Raw genomic sequence first — 15999 nt, 5'->3', positions numbered from 1 at the left:
GGCGTTTTTCTTTGGGCGTTCGTTGAACGGTAGCGCCGGGCCATGCCCGGCGAGCGCGGAGCGCGGCAATATGCCGCCGGGCATGGCCCGGCGCTACCGGAATCGTTTCAACCCGCGCGCAATCCGCGCCACCGCTTCCTGCAACCGCGGCACTTCCTGGGTGTAGGCCAGCCGCACATGCTGGTTGGCACGGTGGAAGCCGAAATCCAGGCCCGGGGTGAACGCCACGTGCTCGGTTTCCAGGAAGTGGTTGCAGAACGCCTGCGCGTCATCGGTGAATGCACTGACGTCGGCGTACAGGTAGAACGCGCCCTGCGGCTCCACGTCGATGCGGAAGCCGAGCTCGCGCAGGGCCGGCAGCAGGAAGTCGCGGCGCTGCTGGAAAGCCTGCCGGCGCTGCTCGAAGATCGCCATCGATTCCGCGCTGAAGCAGGCCAGCGCAGCGTGCTGGGCGATGCTGGACGCGCTGATGTACAGGTTCTGCGCCAGCTTCTCCAGATCGGGCACCGCCGCCGGCGGCGCCACCAGCCAGCCCAGTCGCCAACCGGTCATGCCGAAATACTTGGAGAAGCTGTTCAGCACGAACGCGTTGTCATCCACCTGCAGCACGCTGGCTGCGTCGAGGCCGTAGGTCAGGCCGTGATAGATCTCGTCCACTACCAGATGGCCGCCACGCGCCTGCAGGGCTTTCGACAGCGCCGCCAGTTCGTCGGCGGAGAGCACGGTACCGGTCGGATTGGCGGGTGAGGCCACCAGCGCGCCGACACTGTCGGCATTCCAGTGCTGTTCCACCAGCGATGGAGTGAGCTGGTAGGCGGTGTCCGGGCCGACCGGCACCAGCTGCGCGCCGCCTTCCACCAGGCGCAGGAAGTGGCGGTTGCAGGGGTAGCCGGGGTCGGCCAGCAGCCAGTGGCGGCCGGGATCGACCAGCAGGCTGCTGGCCAGCAGCAGCGCCCCGGAACCGCCGGGCGTGACCAGGATGCGTTCGGGATCGATGTCCAGCCCATAGTGGCTGCGATAGAAGCCGCTGATCGCCTGGCGCAGGGCCGGCAGGCCGCGCGCGGCGGTATAGCGGGTGTGGCCGGCGGCCAGTGCGGCCTGGCCGGCGCGTACGACCGGTTCGGCGGTGGTGAAGTCCGGTTCGCCGATCTCCAGGTGGATCACATCATGGCCGGCCTGTTCCAGCGCCTGTGCGCGGGCCAGCAGGGACATCACGTGGAACGGGGCGATTTCATGGCTGCGCCGGCTGTAGCCCGGCGTGTGGGGCAGGGTACTCATGCCGCCATGGTACGCCGCGTGCCGGGGTCGGATCCCTTTTGCGTGCAAAAGGGCTCTGGCCCGGAGGAGGGCCGCGCGCGACCCATGACGATCCGCAGGGTTGCCGCATTGCCGGTATTGGGGTCAGATCCCTTTTCGGGAAAAGGGATCTGACCCCGTCGAAGACCATTGCATTGATGCACCAGGAGCCTTATCTCATGAAATCCACCCTCTGCCTGTTGCTTGCCAGCCTGATGACCACCACCGCTACCGCAGCCACTCCGCCCGTTCCGCCGGATGCCGCCAAGCATCCGCACGTGGTCAAGGCGCCGTTCGGCGCGACCCGCAACGACGACTATTACTGGCTGCGCGACGACAAGCGCGAGAACAAGGACATGCTGGCCTACCTGCAGGCCGAGAATGCCTATGCCGACCAGCTGCTGGCACCGCTGAAGCCACTGGAAGACTCCCTGTACAAGGAGATCGTCGGCCGCATCAAGCAGGACGATTCCAGCGTGCCGGCGCGTGAGCGCGGCTACTGGTACTACAGCCGCTACGAGACCGGCCAGGACTACCCCATCCATGCGCGCCGCAAGGGTGCGATGGAAGCGCCCGAAGAGATCCTGCTCGACGTCAATGCACTGGCCGCCGGCAAGGGTTACTTCAGTGTCGGCTCGATGGAGGTCAGCCAGGACAACCAGCTGTTGGCCTGGGCCGATGATGACGTCGGCCGCCGCCAGTACACCATTCGCTTCAAGGACCTGCGCACCGGCCAGGTGCTGCCCGATGTGATCAGCGGCAGCTCCGGTGATCTGGTCTGGGCCGACGACAACCGCACCGTGCTGTACGTCGAAAATGATCCGGAAACGCTGTTGACCGTGCGCGTGAAGAAGCACGTGCTGGGCACCCCGGCCAGCGCCGACACCGTCGTCTACGAAGAGAAGGACGACAGTTTCTACATGGGCCTCGGCCGCACCCGCGACGACCGCTTCATCACCATCGGCGTGCACAGCACCGTGTCCTCGGAAGAGCGCTACGCACCGGCCGGTGATCCGACCACCTTCACCGTGCTTGCGCCGCGCCAGCGCGATGTCGAGTATGACGCCGACCACTACGATGGCCGCTGGGTGATCCGCACCAACGACGGTGCGAAGAACTTCAAGCTGGTCACCGCGCCCACCGATGCGACCTCGCGTTCGCAGTGGCAGGACTGGATCGCGCACGACGCCGCGGTGTTCATCGAAGGCTTCGAACTGTTCGATACCTACACCGCCATCGCCGAACGTTCCGAAGGCCTGGAGCGCATCCGCCTGCTGTTCAAGGATGGCCGCAGCGATTACGTGAAGGCTGATGAGCCGGCGTATTCCATGGGCCTGGGCGACAACACCGAGGCCGATACACCGTGGCTTCGTTACGTCTACACCTCGATGACCACCCCGACTACGGTGTTCGAGCTGAACACTGCCACAGGCGAGCGCCGTCAGCTGAAGCAGCAGCCGGTGATCGGCTATGACGTATCGAAGTACGAAACCGACCGTGTGTGGATCACCGCACGTGACGGGGTCAAGGTGCCGGTGTCGCTGGTCTACCGCAAGGGCTACCAGAAGGATGGCAAGGGCGCGCTGTTCCAGTACGCCTACGGCAGCTACGGCATGTCGATGGACCCGTACTTCAACCAGACCGCGGTGAGCCTGCTCGATCGCGGCGTGGTGTATGCCATTGCGCATATCCGCGGCGGCCAGGAAATGGGCCGTGACTGGTACGAGACCGGCAAGCTGCTGCACAAGCAGAACACCTTCAACGATTTCATCGACGTCACCCGTGGCCTGGTGGCACAGGGTTGGGCGGCGAAAGATCGCGTGGCCGCCTCCGGTGGCAGTGCCGGAGGCCTGCTGATGGGCGCGGTGGCCAACCAGGCGCCGCAGGACTACCGGGTGATGGTGGCGCAGGTGCCGTTCGTCGACGTGGTCACCACCATGCTCGACCCGACCATTCCGCTGACCACCAACGAGTACGACGAGTGGGGCAACCCGGAGCAGAAGCCGTACTACGACTACATGCTGTCCTACTCGCCCTATGACAACGTGAAGAAGCAGGCCTACCCGGCGCTGTTCGTGGGCACCGGCCTGTGGGATTCGCAGGTGCAGTACTGGGAGCCGGCCAAGTGGGTGGCCAAGCTGCGTGACGACAACACCGGCCATCTTCCGATCCTGTTCCGCACCAACATGGAAGCCGGTCACGGTGGCAAGTCGGGGCGCTTCCAGCGCTACCGTGAGCTGTCCGAGTCATACGCTTTCGTGCTGCAGCAGCTGGGTATCCAGGGCCCGGCCGGCGCCGCTGCGGCGGAATGACGCACGGTGGCGGCGGTGATATCGCCGCCGCCACCGCTCTGGGTATCCTTGTGCGATGAGCCAGCCCGACCCACCTGTTGCCAAAGCATCGTCCGCGCCGGTCCGGCCGGTACGTTTCCGCTGGGCCTGGTGGCTGCTGGCGTACGTCAGCCTCGGCACCGGCATCGTCGGCATCTTCGTGCCAGGCCTGCCGACCACCGTATTCATCCTGATCTCGGCCTGGGCTGCCTCGCGTGGTTCCGAGCGCCTGCACAACTGGTTGCTGCAACATCCGCGCTTCGGCCCGGCCATCGCCAACTGGCAGGCGCATGGCGCGGTCAGCCGCTATGGCAAGTGGATGGCCACGATCACCATGGCGGTGTGCGCCGGCATCATGCTGTGGTGCGTGCCGATCGCCTGGGTGAAGTGGTTCTCGATCGGCAGCATGACCGTGGTGGCGATCTGGTTGTGGACCCGGCCGCTGCCACCACCCGAATAGCGTCCCTCGCCGGGCATGACCCGGCGCTACCAGCGGGCCCGGTTGCGGTAGCGCCGGGCCATGCCCGGCGGATGCGCGGCACGGCACCCTGCACCAACCGCTCAGCCGCCAATGGCTATACTCGGGGCATGAAGATCCCCCATCGAAACGCCATCCTGATTCCGCTGGCAGCGGCTTCGCTGCTGCTCCTCGCCGCCTGCGGCAACAAGGGCCCGCTGGTACTGCCGCAGAAGCCGGTGCCGGTGGAAGAACTGGTCGAACCGGTTGCCGAGCCCGCCAACGAGGCGACTCCGGCGGAGACCCAGGGCACCGGCACCCCGGCCACGACCGTGGACCCGGCCGCGCCGACGACCCAGCCGGCGCCTGCGCCCGCGAAGAAGGTGGGCAGCGGGAATGAGTAAGGCCGGGTCCAAGGCCCTGCGCTTCAGCAAGATGCATGGCGCAGGCAATGATTTCGTAGTGATCGACCTGCGTGACGGCACCGTGCCACCTACGCCCGAGCTGGCCGCGCGCCTGGCCGATCGCCACACCGGTGTCGGCTGCGATCAGATCCTGACCATCGAAGCGCCGCGTGCGGAAGGCTCGGTGGCTTCGTACCGGATCTGGAATGCCGATGGTTCCAATTCCGAACAGTGTGGCAACGGCGCGCGCTGCATCGCCGCCTGGCTGGTGCGCGAGGGCAGTGCACAGGGCGATGCGTTCGTCATCGACAGCCCGCTGGCCAGCCACCAAGTGAAGGTGCTGGGCGATGGCCACTACGCGGTGACCATGGGTGTGCCCGCGTTCGAGCCGGCCAACGTGCCGTTGGTGGGTTTCGCCCATCCGCGCGAGGAATACCTGCTGCCGCTGCAGGGCGAGACCGTGCGTTTTGCCGCCGTGTCGATGGGCAATCCGCACGCGGTGATTGAAGTCGGCCTGATCGATGCCGCACCGGTCGAGCGCGTCGGTTCGCTGCTGCAGCAGCATGCGTCGTTCCCGCGTTCGGTGAACGTGGGCTTCGCCCAGGTGATGAACCCCGCGCATGCACGCCTGCGCGTGTTCGAGCGCGGCGTTGGCGAAACCCTGGCCTGCGGCAGCGGTGCCTGTGCCGCTGCGGTGACCCTGATGCAGCGTGGCCGCCTGCAGCGCGATGCGCGCATCAGCCTGCCCGGTGGTGACCTCCGCATCCAGTGGCCGGGCGATGGCCAGCCGGTGGTAATGGCCGGCCCGACCGCATTCGTCTTCGAAGGGGAGTGGATCGCATGACCGAAACCGTCGACAAGCTCGGGGCCCACGAAGTTGCTGCCTGGTTGCGGCGTCATCCCGGCTTCCTCAAGCAGTTCCCGGACCTGGCCCTGACCCTGGTGGTGCCCCGCGATGACGGCCCGACCGCGTCGCTGGCCAGCTACCAGCTGGAAGTGCTGCGCGAGAAGAACCGCGAGCTGGCGCGACGCTTGGCCGATCTGGGCGCAACCGCACAGGTCAACGAGCGTCTGGCGGTGCGTACGCACCAGCTGACCCTGGCGCTGATGAAGCAGGACAACGCCGCCGACACCCTGCGTGCGATGGCCGCCTCGCTGCAGGAAGACTTCGCCGGCGACCTGGTGCGGTTGGTGGTGCACACGCCGGTGGCAGGACTGGAACAGGCCGACTGGCTGCAGGTGATCGCCGCCGATGATGCGCAGCTCGGTCCGTTCCGCGATTGCCTGAAGGACGGCGAGCCGATCTGTGGCCGCCTGCAGCCGGAAAAGAACGCCGTGCTGTATGGCGTACGCAGCGAAGAAGTGCAGACCACCGCATTGCTGCCACTGCCGGGCGTAGGCCTGATCGCGGTCGGCAGTCATGACCCGAACCGCTTCTACCCGGGCATGGGCACGCTGTTCCTGCGCATGATGGGCGATGCGCTGGTCACCGGCCTGAAGCGCTTCCCGGGCTGAGCAGGGCACGACGATGAGCGCGGTACAGGCCTTCCTGCAGCACCTGCAGGTGGAGCGGCGGATGTCGGCGCATACGCTCGATGCCTACCGCCGTGACCTGGACGCGCTGTCGGTGTGGGCCGAGCCGCGTGGCATGGCGGTGGAAGCACTCGATGCCGAAACGCTGCGCCAGTTCGTTGCCGACGAACACCGCCGCGGACTGTCGGCCAAGAGCCTGCAGCGCCGCTTGTCCGCCTGCCGCAGCTTCTATGCCTGGCTGCTCAAGCACGGCCGTATCGAGGTCAATCCGGCGGCGACGCTGAAGGCGCCACGCGCGCCACGCCGGCTGCCGCAGGTGCTCGATGCCGATGAAGCCGTGCAGCTGGTTGAACTGGAGCCCGAGGGTGAACTCGGCCGTCGTGATCGTGCGTTGCTGGAACTGTTCTATTCCTCCGGCCTGCGCCTGAGCGAAGTGTGTGCGTTGACCTGGCGCGACCTGGATTTTGCCAGCGGCCTGGTCAACGTGATGGGCAAGGGCAATCGCCAGCGCCGGGTGCCGTTCGGCCGGCCGGCGCGCGAAGCGCTGCAGGCATGGCGTGCGGAAAGTGGTGGTGGCCCGGCAATGCCGGTGTTTCCCGGCCGCAACGGGCCGATCAGCCAACGCGCGGTACAGATCCGCATCCGCCAGCTGGCGCAGCGCCAGGGCCTGTTCAAGCACGTGCATCCGCACATGCTGCGGCACAGTTTCGCCAGCCATATCCTGGAATCCTCCGGCGACCTGCGCGGCGTGCAGGAGCTGCTCGGCCACGCCGACATCGCCACCACCCAGATCTATACCCACCTTGATTTCCAGCACCTGGCCAAGGTCTACGACGCCGCGCATCCACGCGCCAAGCGCCGCAGCAAGGACGACAAGGAGGGGTAGCGCCGGGCCATGCCCGGCGGCTGTGTGATCCATTTCCCGTGCATGCGACGCGGTCCGCGCTGCGTGCTCGCCGGGCACGGCCCGGCGCTACCGGAATAGACCGCCCTTGATCTGGATCAGGGCAGGGCGGGCGCAACCGGCGCACCGTGGCCGCAGGCCACGAGGAAACCGCCTGCCATGGCGAAGCCCATCCCGCTGCACCCCAAACACCCCGAGCGCATCTGCTGGGGCTGCGACCGCTACTGCGCGGCTGATGCGCTGGCCTGCGGCAATGGTTCCGGCCGCACCCAGCATCCGATCGAGACGCAGGGCGAGGACTGGTACATCGCCTGGGGCATCGAGCCGAATCCGGATCGGCCGTCGCAGGCAAAACGCTGAACGGCAGGTGTTCCACGTTCGGGCGGTGGGATCCGCGCGCATTGCGATGCGCTCGTCAGAAAGGCGCCCTCCTGTCGATGGGGCGCGGCCAAGCGCTGAACGGCAGCCATCCGCACAGGCTTGATCGCACCCGGCGCTGTCCCCATCTCCCGTGAACAGCTATCGGAGGCCGCATGGACCCCAGTCAGAATCCCAACGTTTTCCACGCCACCACCATCGTCTGCGTCCGTCGCGGCGAGCATGTGGCCATTGCCGGCGACGGCCAGGTCACGCTGGGCCACACCGTGATGAAGGGCAATGCGCGCAAGGTGCGCCGCCTTGGCCGTGACGGCCAGGTGCTGGCCGGCTTCGCCGGTGCCGCCGCCGATGCCTTCACCCTGTTCGAGCTGTTCGAGGCCAAGCTGGAAAAGCACGGCCAGCTGCAGCGCGCTGCGGTCGAGCTGGCCAAGGATTGGCGCACCGAGCGCCGTCTGGGCAAGCTCGAAGCCCTGCTGGCGGTGGCCGACAAGGAAACCTCGCTGATCATCAGCGGCACCGGTGATGTGATCGAGCCGGAGGACGGCATCATCGCCATCGGTTCCGGTGGTTCCTATGCACTGTCGGCCGCCCGCGCGCTGATGGCGCACACCGAACTGGATGCGCGCACCATCGCCAGTGAAGCGATCGGCATTGCCGGCGACATCTGCATCTATACCAACCGCAACGTGGTGGTCGAGGAGTTGTGACGGGGAACCCGTCACAGACATTCCAGATTCGCCGGGCATGGCCCGGCGCTACCGTCCGGGGCCGTTCGGTTCCGGCATCGTAGACAACGAATTCGTGAGCACATCCATGTCGAAGATCGAAGTTTCCTCCGCCACCATGACCCCGCGCGAGATCGTGCAGGAGCTGGACCGGCATATCGTGGGCCAGCACGACGCCAAGCGCGCGGTGGCCATCGCCCTGCGCAACCGCTGGCGCCGCATGCAGCTGGTGCCTGAGCTGCGCAATGAAGTGATGCCGAAGAACATCCTGATGATCGGCCCGACCGGCGTCGGCAAGACCGAGATCGCACGCCGCCTGGCCACGCTGGCCAACGCGCCGTTCGTCAAGGTCGAAGCAACCCGCTTCACCGAAGTCGGCTACGTCGGCAAGGACGTCGAGCAGATCATCCGTGACCTGGCCGATACCGCAGTGAAGCTTTACCGCGAACAGGCCAAGGTGCGCGTGCGTACCCAGGCCGAAGAACGCGCCGAAGACCGCATCCTCGATGCGCTGCTGCCGCGTCGTAGTGGCGGCATCGGTTTCGATCCGGAAGTGGCGCGCAACGAGCCGTCGGCACAGGACAACGAGACCCGCATCAAGTTCCGCAAGATGCTGCGCAATGGCGAGTTGGACGATCGCGAGATCGAGCTGGACCTGGCCGCCAACGTCAGCATGGACATCATGACCCCGCCGGGCATGGAGGAAATGGGCCAGCAGCTGAAGTCGATGTTCGCCAACCTCGGCGGCGGCGCCAAGGCGCACAAGCGCACGCTGGCCATCAAGGCCGCGCGTCCGCTGCTGATCGAAGAAGAAGCCGGCAAGCTGGTCAACGAGGACGACATCCGTACCGCGGCGATCGAAGCCTGCGAGCAGCACGGCATCGTCTTCATCGACGAGATCGACAAGGTCGCCAAGCGTGGTGACAACGTGGGTGGTGGCGACGTCTCGCGCGAAGGCGTGCAGCGCGACCTGCTGCCACTGGTGGAAGGTTCCAACGTGTCCACCAAGTACGGCACGATCAAGACCGACCACATCCTGTTCATTGCCTCCGGCGCATTCCATCTGGCCAAGCCCAGCGACCTGATTCCCGAGCTGCAGGGTCGTTTCCCGATCCGCGTCGAGCTGGGTGCGCTGAGCAAGAACGACTTCGTGCGCATCCTGACCGAGCCGAAGGCCGCGCTGACCAAGCAGTACGAAGCGCTGCTGGCCACCGAGGGCGTCAAGGTCAGTTTCACCGCCGATGCCATCGATCGCCTGGCCGAGATCGCTTTCCAGGTGAACGAACGCCAGGAGAACATCGGTGCCCGCCGCCTGCACACCGTGCTGGAGCGGCTGCTGGATTCGCTCAGCTACGAAGCGCCGGACCGTGATGGCGAGACCCTGGTGATCGACAGCGCCTACGTCGATACGCACCTGGGCGAGCTGGTGCAGGATCCGGACCTGAGCCGCTACATCCTGTAACGCAGAAGGCCGCTATCCGATGGGGTCGGATCCCTCGCCGTGGCGAGGGCTCTGACCCCGGCCGCTGCAACACAGAAGGCCGCCGCAAGGCGGCCTTTTCGTTGGGCTTCCGGTAGCGCCGGGCCATGCCCGGCGGCTGTTCGGCCCGATGTTGGTGTTACCCGACGCAGGTCGCGCTGCGTGCTCGCCGGGCATGGCCCGTCGCTACCTGGGCGCGGTCAACCCGGCGCTACCGTTGCGTTCGGTAGGCCTGCAGCACCTGGTCCATCACCGCATTGGTACGGGCGGCGCTGGCGCCGTTCGACGGCGAGTGGCCGTTGCCGCGCAGCTCATCCACCAGAGTGGCGATCAACGGCTGCTGGATCGACGGCGGGTTCGGGATGTCGAACGCCTGCACGCCGGCCCCGGTCTCCAGCACTACCGGAACATCCTCGAAGGTGGCAAAGCGCAGCTGACCTTGGTCGCCGGTGATCTCGACCTCATCCTGGCGGCGGAACGCGCAGAAACTCCACTGCGCGATGCCATGCACCCCGCGACCGGCACGGAAGCACATCGAGACGCTGTCCTCGGCGGCATACGCGCCTGCCTGCGAACTGGCCAGGCCACGCACATCGGTCAAAGGCCCGAGCAGATGATCGAGCAGGTCCAGGGTGTGCGAGCCCAGATCAACGAACAGGCCGCCGCCGGAGATTGCTGGATTGGTCCGCCAGAAGTCCGGCGACGCAGCGTTCGCCGAATGCGGTCGATGCAGGGTGGCGCGCACGCTGCGCGGTTCACCGATCGCGCCGCTGTCCAGCAGCTGCTTCACCTTCTCGAAGCGGGGCAGGGCGCGGCGGTAATAGGCCACGAACACCGGCACGCTGCTGCGTGCGCTGGCCTCCATGATGCGTTGGCACTGGTCATGGTCCATGGCCATCGGCTTCTCGATGTAGACCGGCTTGCCCGCGGCAATCGCCTGCAACGCGTACTGCATGTGCGTCGAGGGTGGCGTTGCGACGTACACCGCGTTCACTTCCGGATCGGCGATGAGCGCATCGGCCTCCGTGTACCAGCAGGGAATCGCATGGCGCCGTGCGTAGTCTTCGGCCAGTGCCGCATTGCGGCGCATCACCGCGGCCACCCGTGAGCCGGGCGTGCCGGCCAGAGCGGGGCCGCTCTTCTTCTCGGTGACGCTGCCGCAACCGATGAAACCCCACACCACATTGTCCAGGATCATGGGGCCGTCCTCAGATGGGGGCCGTAGTGGCGGCAGCAACGCCGCTCACGCTTCCGGCAGGGGCTCGGGCACCGTGCCCGGCACGAACACGCCTTCCTTCACGTAGGCGGCCAGGGTCATGTCCAGTGCCAGCATGCCATCGCGCTTGAGGTCCATCAGGTCCGGTTCGACCATCGCCCCGTGCAGCACGCCCAGTACCGTGGCATGCAGCATGCGTGCGGCGATCTTCGGGTCGGCACCTTCGCGCAGCTGGCCCAGGTCCTGCGCACGGCGCAGGGCGCGCTCCATCCGGTCCAGCGCATCGCGGAAGCCAGCCTGCTGCAGTTCGGTCAGTACCTTGGTATCGGCGGAGGCATCGCTGCGCAGCATGATCTCCATGGTCTTGCGCAGGCGCTCGTCCTCGGACAGCTCGATGAACGAATGGATCATCACCGCGCGCAGGTCGTGCACCGGGGTGTCGCGCTGGTCGGTGGAGGTGCGCTCCAGTTCCTGCATGAAAGGCAGGTGCACGCGCTCGACGATCGCGGTCAGCACCTCGCTCTTGTTCTTGAAGTGCCAGTAGACCGCGCCACGGGTATAGCCGGCACGGGCACCGATCATCTCCAGCGTGGTACGGGCCACGCCGTGTTCATGGAAGCAGGCTTCGGCGGCGTCAAGGATGCCTTCCCGGGTTGCCTGGGTGTCCTCTTTGGTCTTGCGGGCCATGGGTAGGTACGAGTGCGGGTGAAACGTGGCTGAATTGTACCTGTTTACAAACAAACACGCATGTATGTATATTTCGTTCCCATCATTGCCGTCGTGTGCGTGGCAGGCCAGTCCGGCCCCCACGCCGCATCGGGTGGGCGCTGTTCGCACGGTCTTCACTAGTTCTGGTGGAGGGTCCGCCGTATCAGCGCTGGCTGAGACCCTTTCCTTCAAGAGCCTTTCCGTCATGTTGCTGAGCCGAATCCGACCCTTTGCACTGTCGCTGGCGATCGCCGCGACCGTGGCTGCCTGTGGCGGCCAACCCCAGGCCCCCGAGCAGGGCCCGGGCGATGTCACCGTGGTAACGCTGAAGTCCGAAACCGTGGGCCTGACCCGCGAACTGCCGGGTCGTACCAATGCGTTCCTGGTCGCCGAAGTGCGCCCGCAGGTCAATGGCATCGTCGCCAAGCGCTTGTTCACCGAAGGCGGAATGGTCAAGGCCGGCGAGCCGCTGTACCAGATCGAGGACGCCAGCTATCGCGCCCAGGCCAACAGCGCCCGCGCGCAGCTGGCCCGTGCCGAAGCCACTGCCAATGCCGCCCGCCTGAGCGCCAAGCGCATCACCGAGCTGGCCAAGGTCGACGCGGTCAGCCAGCAGGATCTGGAAAACGCCGTGGCTGCGCAGAAGCAGGCCGAAGCAGACGTCGGTGCCGCCAAGGCATCGCTGGATGCGGCCAACGTCACCCTCGGCTACGCGCGCATCACCGCGCCGATCAGCGGCCGCATCGGCAAGTCCAGCGTCACCCAGGGCGCGCTGGTCAGCGCCGGCCAGGCCACCGCGCTGGCCACCGTGCAGCAGCTGGACCCGATCTACGTCGACCTCACCCAGTCCTCGGCCGAGCTGCTGCAGCTGCGCCGCGAACTGGCCGCCGGCCGCCTGCAGGACAACCAGCAGACCCCGGTCAGCATCCTGATGGAAGACGGCAGCGAATTCGCCCACAAGGGCACGCTGGAGTTCTCCGAAGTCAGCGTCGATCCGGCCACCGGCAGCTTCGGGCTGCGGGTCAAGGTCGACAATCCCGATGGCCTGCTGATGCCCGGCATGTACGTGCGCGCCGTGATCGGCGGCGGCGTGCGCAGTGATGCGGTGCTGGTGCCGATGCAGGGCATCGCCCGTGATCCGAAGGGCGACACCAGCGCCATGGTGGTCGGCAAGGACAACAAGGTCGAAGCGCGCCCGGTCAAGGTCAGCCGCACGGTTGGCGACAAATGGCTGGTCGAGGACGGCCTGAAGGCCGGCGACAAGGTCATCGTCGAAGGCCTGCAGAAGATCGGCCCGGGCATGCCCGTGAACGTCACCGAACAGGGTGCCGCTCCGGCCAAGCCGGCTGCCGCCCAACCTGCAGCTGCGGCCGCAGGCGCGAAGTAAGCGGAGAACCCCATGGCACGTTTCTTCATCGATCGACCCATCTTCGCGTGGGTCATCGCGATCATCATCATGCTCGCCGGCGGCCTGGCCCTGTTCAAGCTGCCGATCTCGATGTACCCCAACGTCGCACCGCCGGCGGTGGAAATCAGCGCCAGCTATCCGGGTGCTTCGGCCAAGGTGGTCGAAGACTCGGTGACGCAGATCATCGAGCAGAACATGAAGGGCCTGGATGGCCTGATCTACTTCTCCTCCAACAGCTCGTCCAATGGCCAGGCCACCATCACCCTGACCTTCGAGAGCGGAACCAACCCGGACATCGCCCAGGTGCAGGTGCAGAACAAGCTGCAGCTGGCCATGCCGCTGCTGCCGCAGGAAGTGCAGCGGCAGGGCATCAACGTGGCCAAGTCCAGCTCGGGCTTCCTGAACGTCATCGCCTTCGTGTCCGAAGACGGCAGCATGGATGCCAACGACATCGCCGACTACGTCGGTTCCAACGTCGTTGACCGTCTGAGCCGCGTGCCGGGCGTGGGCAACATCCAGGTCTTCGGTGGCAAGTACGCCATGCGCATCTGGCTGGACCCGAACAAGCTGCATACCTATGGCCTGTCGGTGCCGGAAGTGACTGCCGCGATCAAGGCCCAGAACGCGCAGGTGGCCATTGGCCAGCTGGGCGGTGCGCCGTCGGTGAAGGGCCAGCAGCTCAACGCCACCATCAATGCGCAGTCGCGCCTGCAGACCCCGGAACAGTTCCGCAACATCATCGTGCGCGGCGCGCAGGACGGTGCCGAACTGCGCCTGGGCGATGTCGCCCGCGTCGAGCTGGGCGCCGAGTCCTACGATTTCGTCACCCGCTACAACGGCCAGCCGGCCAGCGGCCTGGCCGTTACCCTGGCCACCGGCGCCAACGCGCTGGATACCGCTGCCGGTGTCGATGCAACCCTGAAGGAACTGGAAGGTTTCTTCCCGGCCGGCCTGAAGGCCGAGATCCCGTACGACACCACTCCGTTCGTGCGCGTGTCGATCAAGGGCGTGGTGCAGACCCTGCTTGAAGCGATCGTGCTGGTGTTCGTGGTGATGTACCTGTTCCTGCAGAACTTCCGCGCCACCCTGATCCCGACCATCGCCGTGCCGGTGGTGCTGCTGGGTACCTTCGGCGTGCTGTCGGTGCTGGGCTTCTCGGTGAACATGCTGACCATGTTCGCGATGGTGCTGGCCATTGGCCTGCTGGTGGACGATGCCATCGTGGTGGTGGAGAACGTCGAGCGCATCATGTCCGAAGAAGGACTATCGCCGCTGGAGGCCACCCGCAAGTCGATGGGCCAGATCACCGGCGCACTGGTGGGTATCGGTCTGGTGTTGTCGGCGGTGTTCGTGCCGATGGCCTTCATGAGCGGCTCCACCGGTGTGATCTACCGGCAGTTCTCGGCCACGATCGTTTCGGCGATGGCATTGTCCGTGCTGGTCGCGATCGTGCTGACCCCGGCACTGTGCGCCACCATGCTCAAGCCGCTGAAGAAGGGCGAGCACCACGTTGCACACAAGGGCTGGTCGGGCCGCTTCTTCAATGGCTTCAACCGTGGCTTCGACCGCACCAGCGAGAGCTACCAGCGTGGCGTGCGCGGCATCCTGCATCGCCCGTGGCGGTTCATGGGCATCGTCGCCGCACTGTTCCTGCTGATGGGCGTGCTGTTCGTGCGCCTGCCCAGCTCGTTCCTGCCCAATGAAGACCAGGGCGTGCTGATGGCGCTGGTGCAGGCACCGGTCGGTGCCACCCAGGAGCGCACGCTGGAGTCGATCGCCGCGCTTGAAAAGCACTTCATGGAAAACGAGAAGGACGCGGTCGAGTCGGTGTTCTCGGTGCAGGGCTTCAGCTTCGCCGGCATGGGCCAGAACGCGGGCATGGCCTTCGTCAAGCTGAAGGACTGGAAGGACCGTGATGCCGACAACGGCGTGATGCCGATCACCGGCCGCGCGATGGCAGCACTGGGCCAGATCAAGGATGCCTTCATCTTCGCCTTCCCGCCGCCGGCCATTCCAGAACTGGGCACCGCCTCGGGTTACACCTTCTTCCTGAAGGACAACAGCGGCCAGGGCCATGAAGCCCTGGTGGCGGCGCGCAACCAGCTGCTGGGCCTGGCCGCCCAGAGCAGCAAGCTGGCCAACGTGCGTCCGAACGGCCAGGAAGACACGCCGCAGTTCCGCATCGATATCGATGTGGCCAAGGCGACGTCGCTGGGGCTGTCGATCGACCAGATCAACACCACCCTGGCCACCGCGTGGGGCAGCTCGTACATCGATGACTTCGTCGATCGCGGCCGCGTCAAGCGCGTGTTCGTGCAGGCCGACCAGGCGTTCCGCATGGTGCCGGAGGACTTTGATCTCTGGTCGGTGAAGAACGACAAGGGCGAGATGGTTCCGTTCAGCGCCTTCGCCAGCAAGCGCTGGGACTACGGTTCGCCGCGCCTGGAGCGCTACAACGGCGTGTCGGCCACCGAGATCCAGGGTGAGCCGGCGCCGGGCGTGGCCTCGGGTGATGCGATGGCCGAGATCGAACAGCTGGCCAAGCAGCTGCCGCAGGGCTTCGGTGTCGAGTGGACGGCGATGTCCTACCAGGAACGCCAGGCCGGTTCGCAGACGCCGCTGCTGTACACGCTGTCGCTGATGATCGTGTTCCTGTGCCTTGCCGCCCTGTATGAAAGCTGGAGCGTGCCGACTTCGGTGCTGCTGGTGGCGCCGCTGGGCATCCTCGGTGCAGTGCTGGCCAATACCTTCCGCGGCATGGAGCGCGACATCTACTTCCAGGTGGCGATGCTGACCACGGTGGGCCTGACCAGCAAGAACGCGATCCTGATCGTCGAGTTCGCCAAGGAAAACCTGGAGAAGGGGGCCAGCCTGATCGAGTCGATCATGCACGCCGTGCGCGACCGCTTGCGCCCGATCGTGATGACCTCGCTGGCCTTCGGCATGGGCGTGGTGCCGCTGGCAATCTCCACCGGTGCCGGCTCCGGTGCCAAGCAGGCGATCGGCACCGGCGTGCTTGGCGGCATGATCGTCGGCACCGTGCTCGGCGTGTTCTTCGTGCCGCTGTTCTTCGTGGTGGTGCAGCGCGTGTTCAAGCGCAAGTCCACGACGTGACCTGAAACGGTAGTGCCGGCCGCTGGCCGGCACCTACTGCCCGCGT

Annotated in this window: 14 protein-coding genes; 11 read left to right on the top strand and 3 right to left on the bottom strand. The window is 66.2% G+C overall.

Going from position 1 to position 15999, the window contains the following annotated elements; genetic code table 11:
• Nucleotides 1-93 precede the first annotated feature (93 nt).
• Nucleotides 94-1278 carry a pyridoxal phosphate-dependent aminotransferase gene (locus SMAL_RS17680; RefSeq protein WP_012512150.1) on the bottom strand — a complete coding sequence of 395 codons (1185 nt, stop codon included), beginning with the start codon at nucleotides 1276-1278 and terminating at the stop codon, nucleotides 94-96.
• A gap of 197 nt (nucleotides 1279-1475) precedes the next feature.
• On the opposite strand from SMAL_RS17680, the gene SMAL_RS17675 reads away from it, so the two are divergent.
• The 9 genes from SMAL_RS17675 to hslU all read left to right on the top strand — a co-directional run bounded on the left by SMAL_RS17675 (nucleotide 1476) and on the right by hslU (nucleotide 9489).
• Nucleotides 1476-3608, top strand: a complete 2133-nt coding sequence (locus tag SMAL_RS17675; protein WP_012512149.1) for a S9 family peptidase — start codon at nucleotides 1476-1478, stop codon at nucleotides 3606-3608.
• Between the two features lie 55 nt (nucleotides 3609-3663).
• Nucleotides 3664-4086, top strand: coding sequence for a YbaN family protein (locus SMAL_RS17670; protein WP_012512148.1), 423 nt, complete (start codon nucleotides 3664-3666; stop codon nucleotides 4084-4086).
• Nucleotides 4087-4214: 128 nt separating this feature from the next.
• Nucleotides 4215-4487, top strand: coding sequence for an LPS translocon maturation chaperone LptM (gene lptM / locus SMAL_RS17665; protein ID WP_012512147.1), 273 nt, complete (start codon nucleotides 4215-4217; stop codon nucleotides 4485-4487).
• Nucleotides 4480-5331, top strand: a complete 852-nt coding sequence (gene dapF, locus SMAL_RS17660) for a diaminopimelate epimerase (RefSeq protein ID WP_006393360.1) — start codon at nucleotides 4480-4482, stop codon at nucleotides 5329-5331. The genes lptM and dapF overlap by 8 nt, the downstream gene beginning before the upstream one ends.
• Nucleotides 5328-6002 (top strand): DUF484 family protein, encoded by a 675-nt coding sequence (locus SMAL_RS17655; RefSeq protein WP_006393359.1) that lies wholly within the window; start codon nucleotides 5328-5330, stop codon nucleotides 6000-6002. The genes dapF and SMAL_RS17655 overlap by 4 nt, the downstream gene beginning before the upstream one ends.
• A 13-nt stretch (nucleotides 6003-6015) precedes the next feature.
• Entirely contained in the window at nucleotides 6016-6906 is an 891-nt protein-coding gene (gene xerC / locus SMAL_RS17650) for a tyrosine recombinase XerC (protein ID WP_012512146.1), read from the top strand.
• A gap of 177 nt (nucleotides 6907-7083) precedes the next feature.
• Nucleotides 7084-7284 (top strand): DUF3079 domain-containing protein, encoded by a 201-nt coding sequence (locus SMAL_RS17645; protein WP_006393300.1) that lies wholly within the window; start codon nucleotides 7084-7086, stop codon nucleotides 7282-7284.
• A gap of 173 nt (nucleotides 7285-7457) precedes the next feature.
• Nucleotides 7458-8009: an ATP-dependent protease subunit HslV gene (gene hslV, locus SMAL_RS17640; RefSeq protein ID WP_005411093.1), complete on the top strand. Its 552-nt coding sequence runs from the start codon at nucleotides 7458-7460 to the stop codon at nucleotides 8007-8009.
• Nucleotides 8010-8115: 106 nt separating this feature from the next.
• Entirely contained in the window at nucleotides 8116-9489 is a 1374-nt protein-coding gene (gene hslU / locus SMAL_RS17635; RefSeq protein WP_012512145.1) for an ATP-dependent protease ATPase subunit HslU, read from the top strand.
• A 229-nt stretch (nucleotides 9490-9718) separates the two neighbouring features.
• On the opposite strand, the gene SMAL_RS17630 is transcribed toward hslU, so the two are convergent.
• Both SMAL_RS17630 and smeT read right to left on the bottom strand, forming a co-directional pair.
• Nucleotides 9719-10705 (bottom strand): Gfo/Idh/MocA family protein, encoded by a 987-nt coding sequence (locus SMAL_RS17630; protein WP_012512144.1) that lies wholly within the window; start codon nucleotides 10703-10705, stop codon nucleotides 9719-9721.
• A 45-nt stretch (nucleotides 10706-10750) separates the two neighbouring features.
• Nucleotides 10751-11410: an efflux transporter SmeDEF transcriptional repressor SmeT gene (gene smeT, locus SMAL_RS17625; protein WP_012512143.1), complete on the bottom strand. Its 660-nt coding sequence runs from the start codon at nucleotides 11408-11410 to the stop codon at nucleotides 10751-10753.
• A gap of 226 nt (nucleotides 11411-11636) precedes the next feature.
• Between smeT and smeD the strand changes: the two genes are divergently transcribed.
• Both smeD and smeE read left to right on the top strand, forming a co-directional pair.
• A complete protein-coding gene (gene smeD / locus SMAL_RS17620; RefSeq protein ID WP_006393237.1) occupies nucleotides 11637-12818 on the top strand; it encodes a multidrug efflux RND transporter periplasmic adaptor subunit SmeD in 1182 nt (393 codons plus the stop codon).
• 12 nt (nucleotides 12819-12830) lie between these two features.
• Nucleotides 12831-15953 (top strand): multidrug efflux RND transporter permease subunit SmeE, encoded by a 3123-nt coding sequence (gene smeE, locus SMAL_RS17615; RefSeq protein WP_012512142.1) that lies wholly within the window; start codon nucleotides 12831-12833, stop codon nucleotides 15951-15953.
• Nucleotides 15954-15999 lie beyond the last annotated feature (46 nt).

The organism is Stenotrophomonas maltophilia R551-3 (genome assembly GCF_000020665.1).
In the GTDB taxonomy this organism is placed as follows: domain Bacteria; phylum Pseudomonadota; class Gammaproteobacteria; order Xanthomonadales; family Xanthomonadaceae; genus Stenotrophomonas; species Stenotrophomonas maltophilia_L.
Note: the sequence above shows the minus strand (reverse complement) of the source record. Positions and strands in the feature narration are given on the sequence as shown.

Bases quoted from the DNA above. Each gene is read 5' to 3' on its own strand.
- hslV (WP_005411093.1), top strand. From the start codon at position 7,458: ATGGACCCCAGTCAGAATCCCAACGTTTTCCACGCCACCACCATCGTC.
- hslU (WP_012512145.1), top strand. From the start codon at position 8,116: ATGTCGAAGATCGAAGTTTCCTCCGCCACCATGACCCCGCGCGAGATC.
- SMAL_RS17630 (WP_012512144.1), bottom strand. From the start codon at position 10,705: ATGATCCTGGACAATGTGGTGTGGGGTTTCATCGGTTGCGGCAGCGTC.
- SMAL_RS17655 (WP_006393359.1), top strand. From the start codon at position 5,328: ATGACCGAAACCGTCGACAAGCTCGGGGCCCACGAAGTTGCTGCCTGG.
- smeD (WP_006393237.1), top strand. From the start codon at position 11,637: ATGTTGCTGAGCCGAATCCGACCCTTTGCACTGTCGCTGGCGATCGCC.
- xerC (WP_012512146.1), top strand. From the start codon at position 6,016: ATGAGCGCGGTACAGGCCTTCCTGCAGCACCTGCAGGTGGAGCGGCGG.
- dapF (WP_006393360.1), top strand. From the start codon at position 4,480: ATGAGTAAGGCCGGGTCCAAGGCCCTGCGCTTCAGCAAGATGCATGGC.
- smeT (WP_012512143.1), bottom strand. From the start codon at position 11,410: ATGGCCCGCAAGACCAAAGAGGACACCCAGGCAACCCGGGAAGGCATC.
- SMAL_RS17670 (WP_012512148.1), top strand. From the start codon at position 3,664: ATGAGCCAGCCCGACCCACCTGTTGCCAAAGCATCGTCCGCGCCGGTC.
- SMAL_RS17675 (WP_012512149.1), top strand. From the start codon at position 1,476: ATGAAATCCACCCTCTGCCTGTTGCTTGCCAGCCTGATGACCACCACC.
- smeE (WP_012512142.1), top strand. From the start codon at position 12,831: ATGGCACGTTTCTTCATCGATCGACCCATCTTCGCGTGGGTCATCGCG.
- SMAL_RS17645 (WP_006393300.1), top strand. From the start codon at position 7,084: ATGGCGAAGCCCATCCCGCTGCACCCCAAACACCCCGAGCGCATCTGC.
- lptM (WP_012512147.1), top strand. From the start codon at position 4,215: ATGAAGATCCCCCATCGAAACGCCATCCTGATTCCGCTGGCAGCGGCT.
- SMAL_RS17680 (WP_012512150.1), bottom strand. From the start codon at position 1,278: ATGAGTACCCTGCCCCACACGCCGGGCTACAGCCGGCGCAGCCATGAA.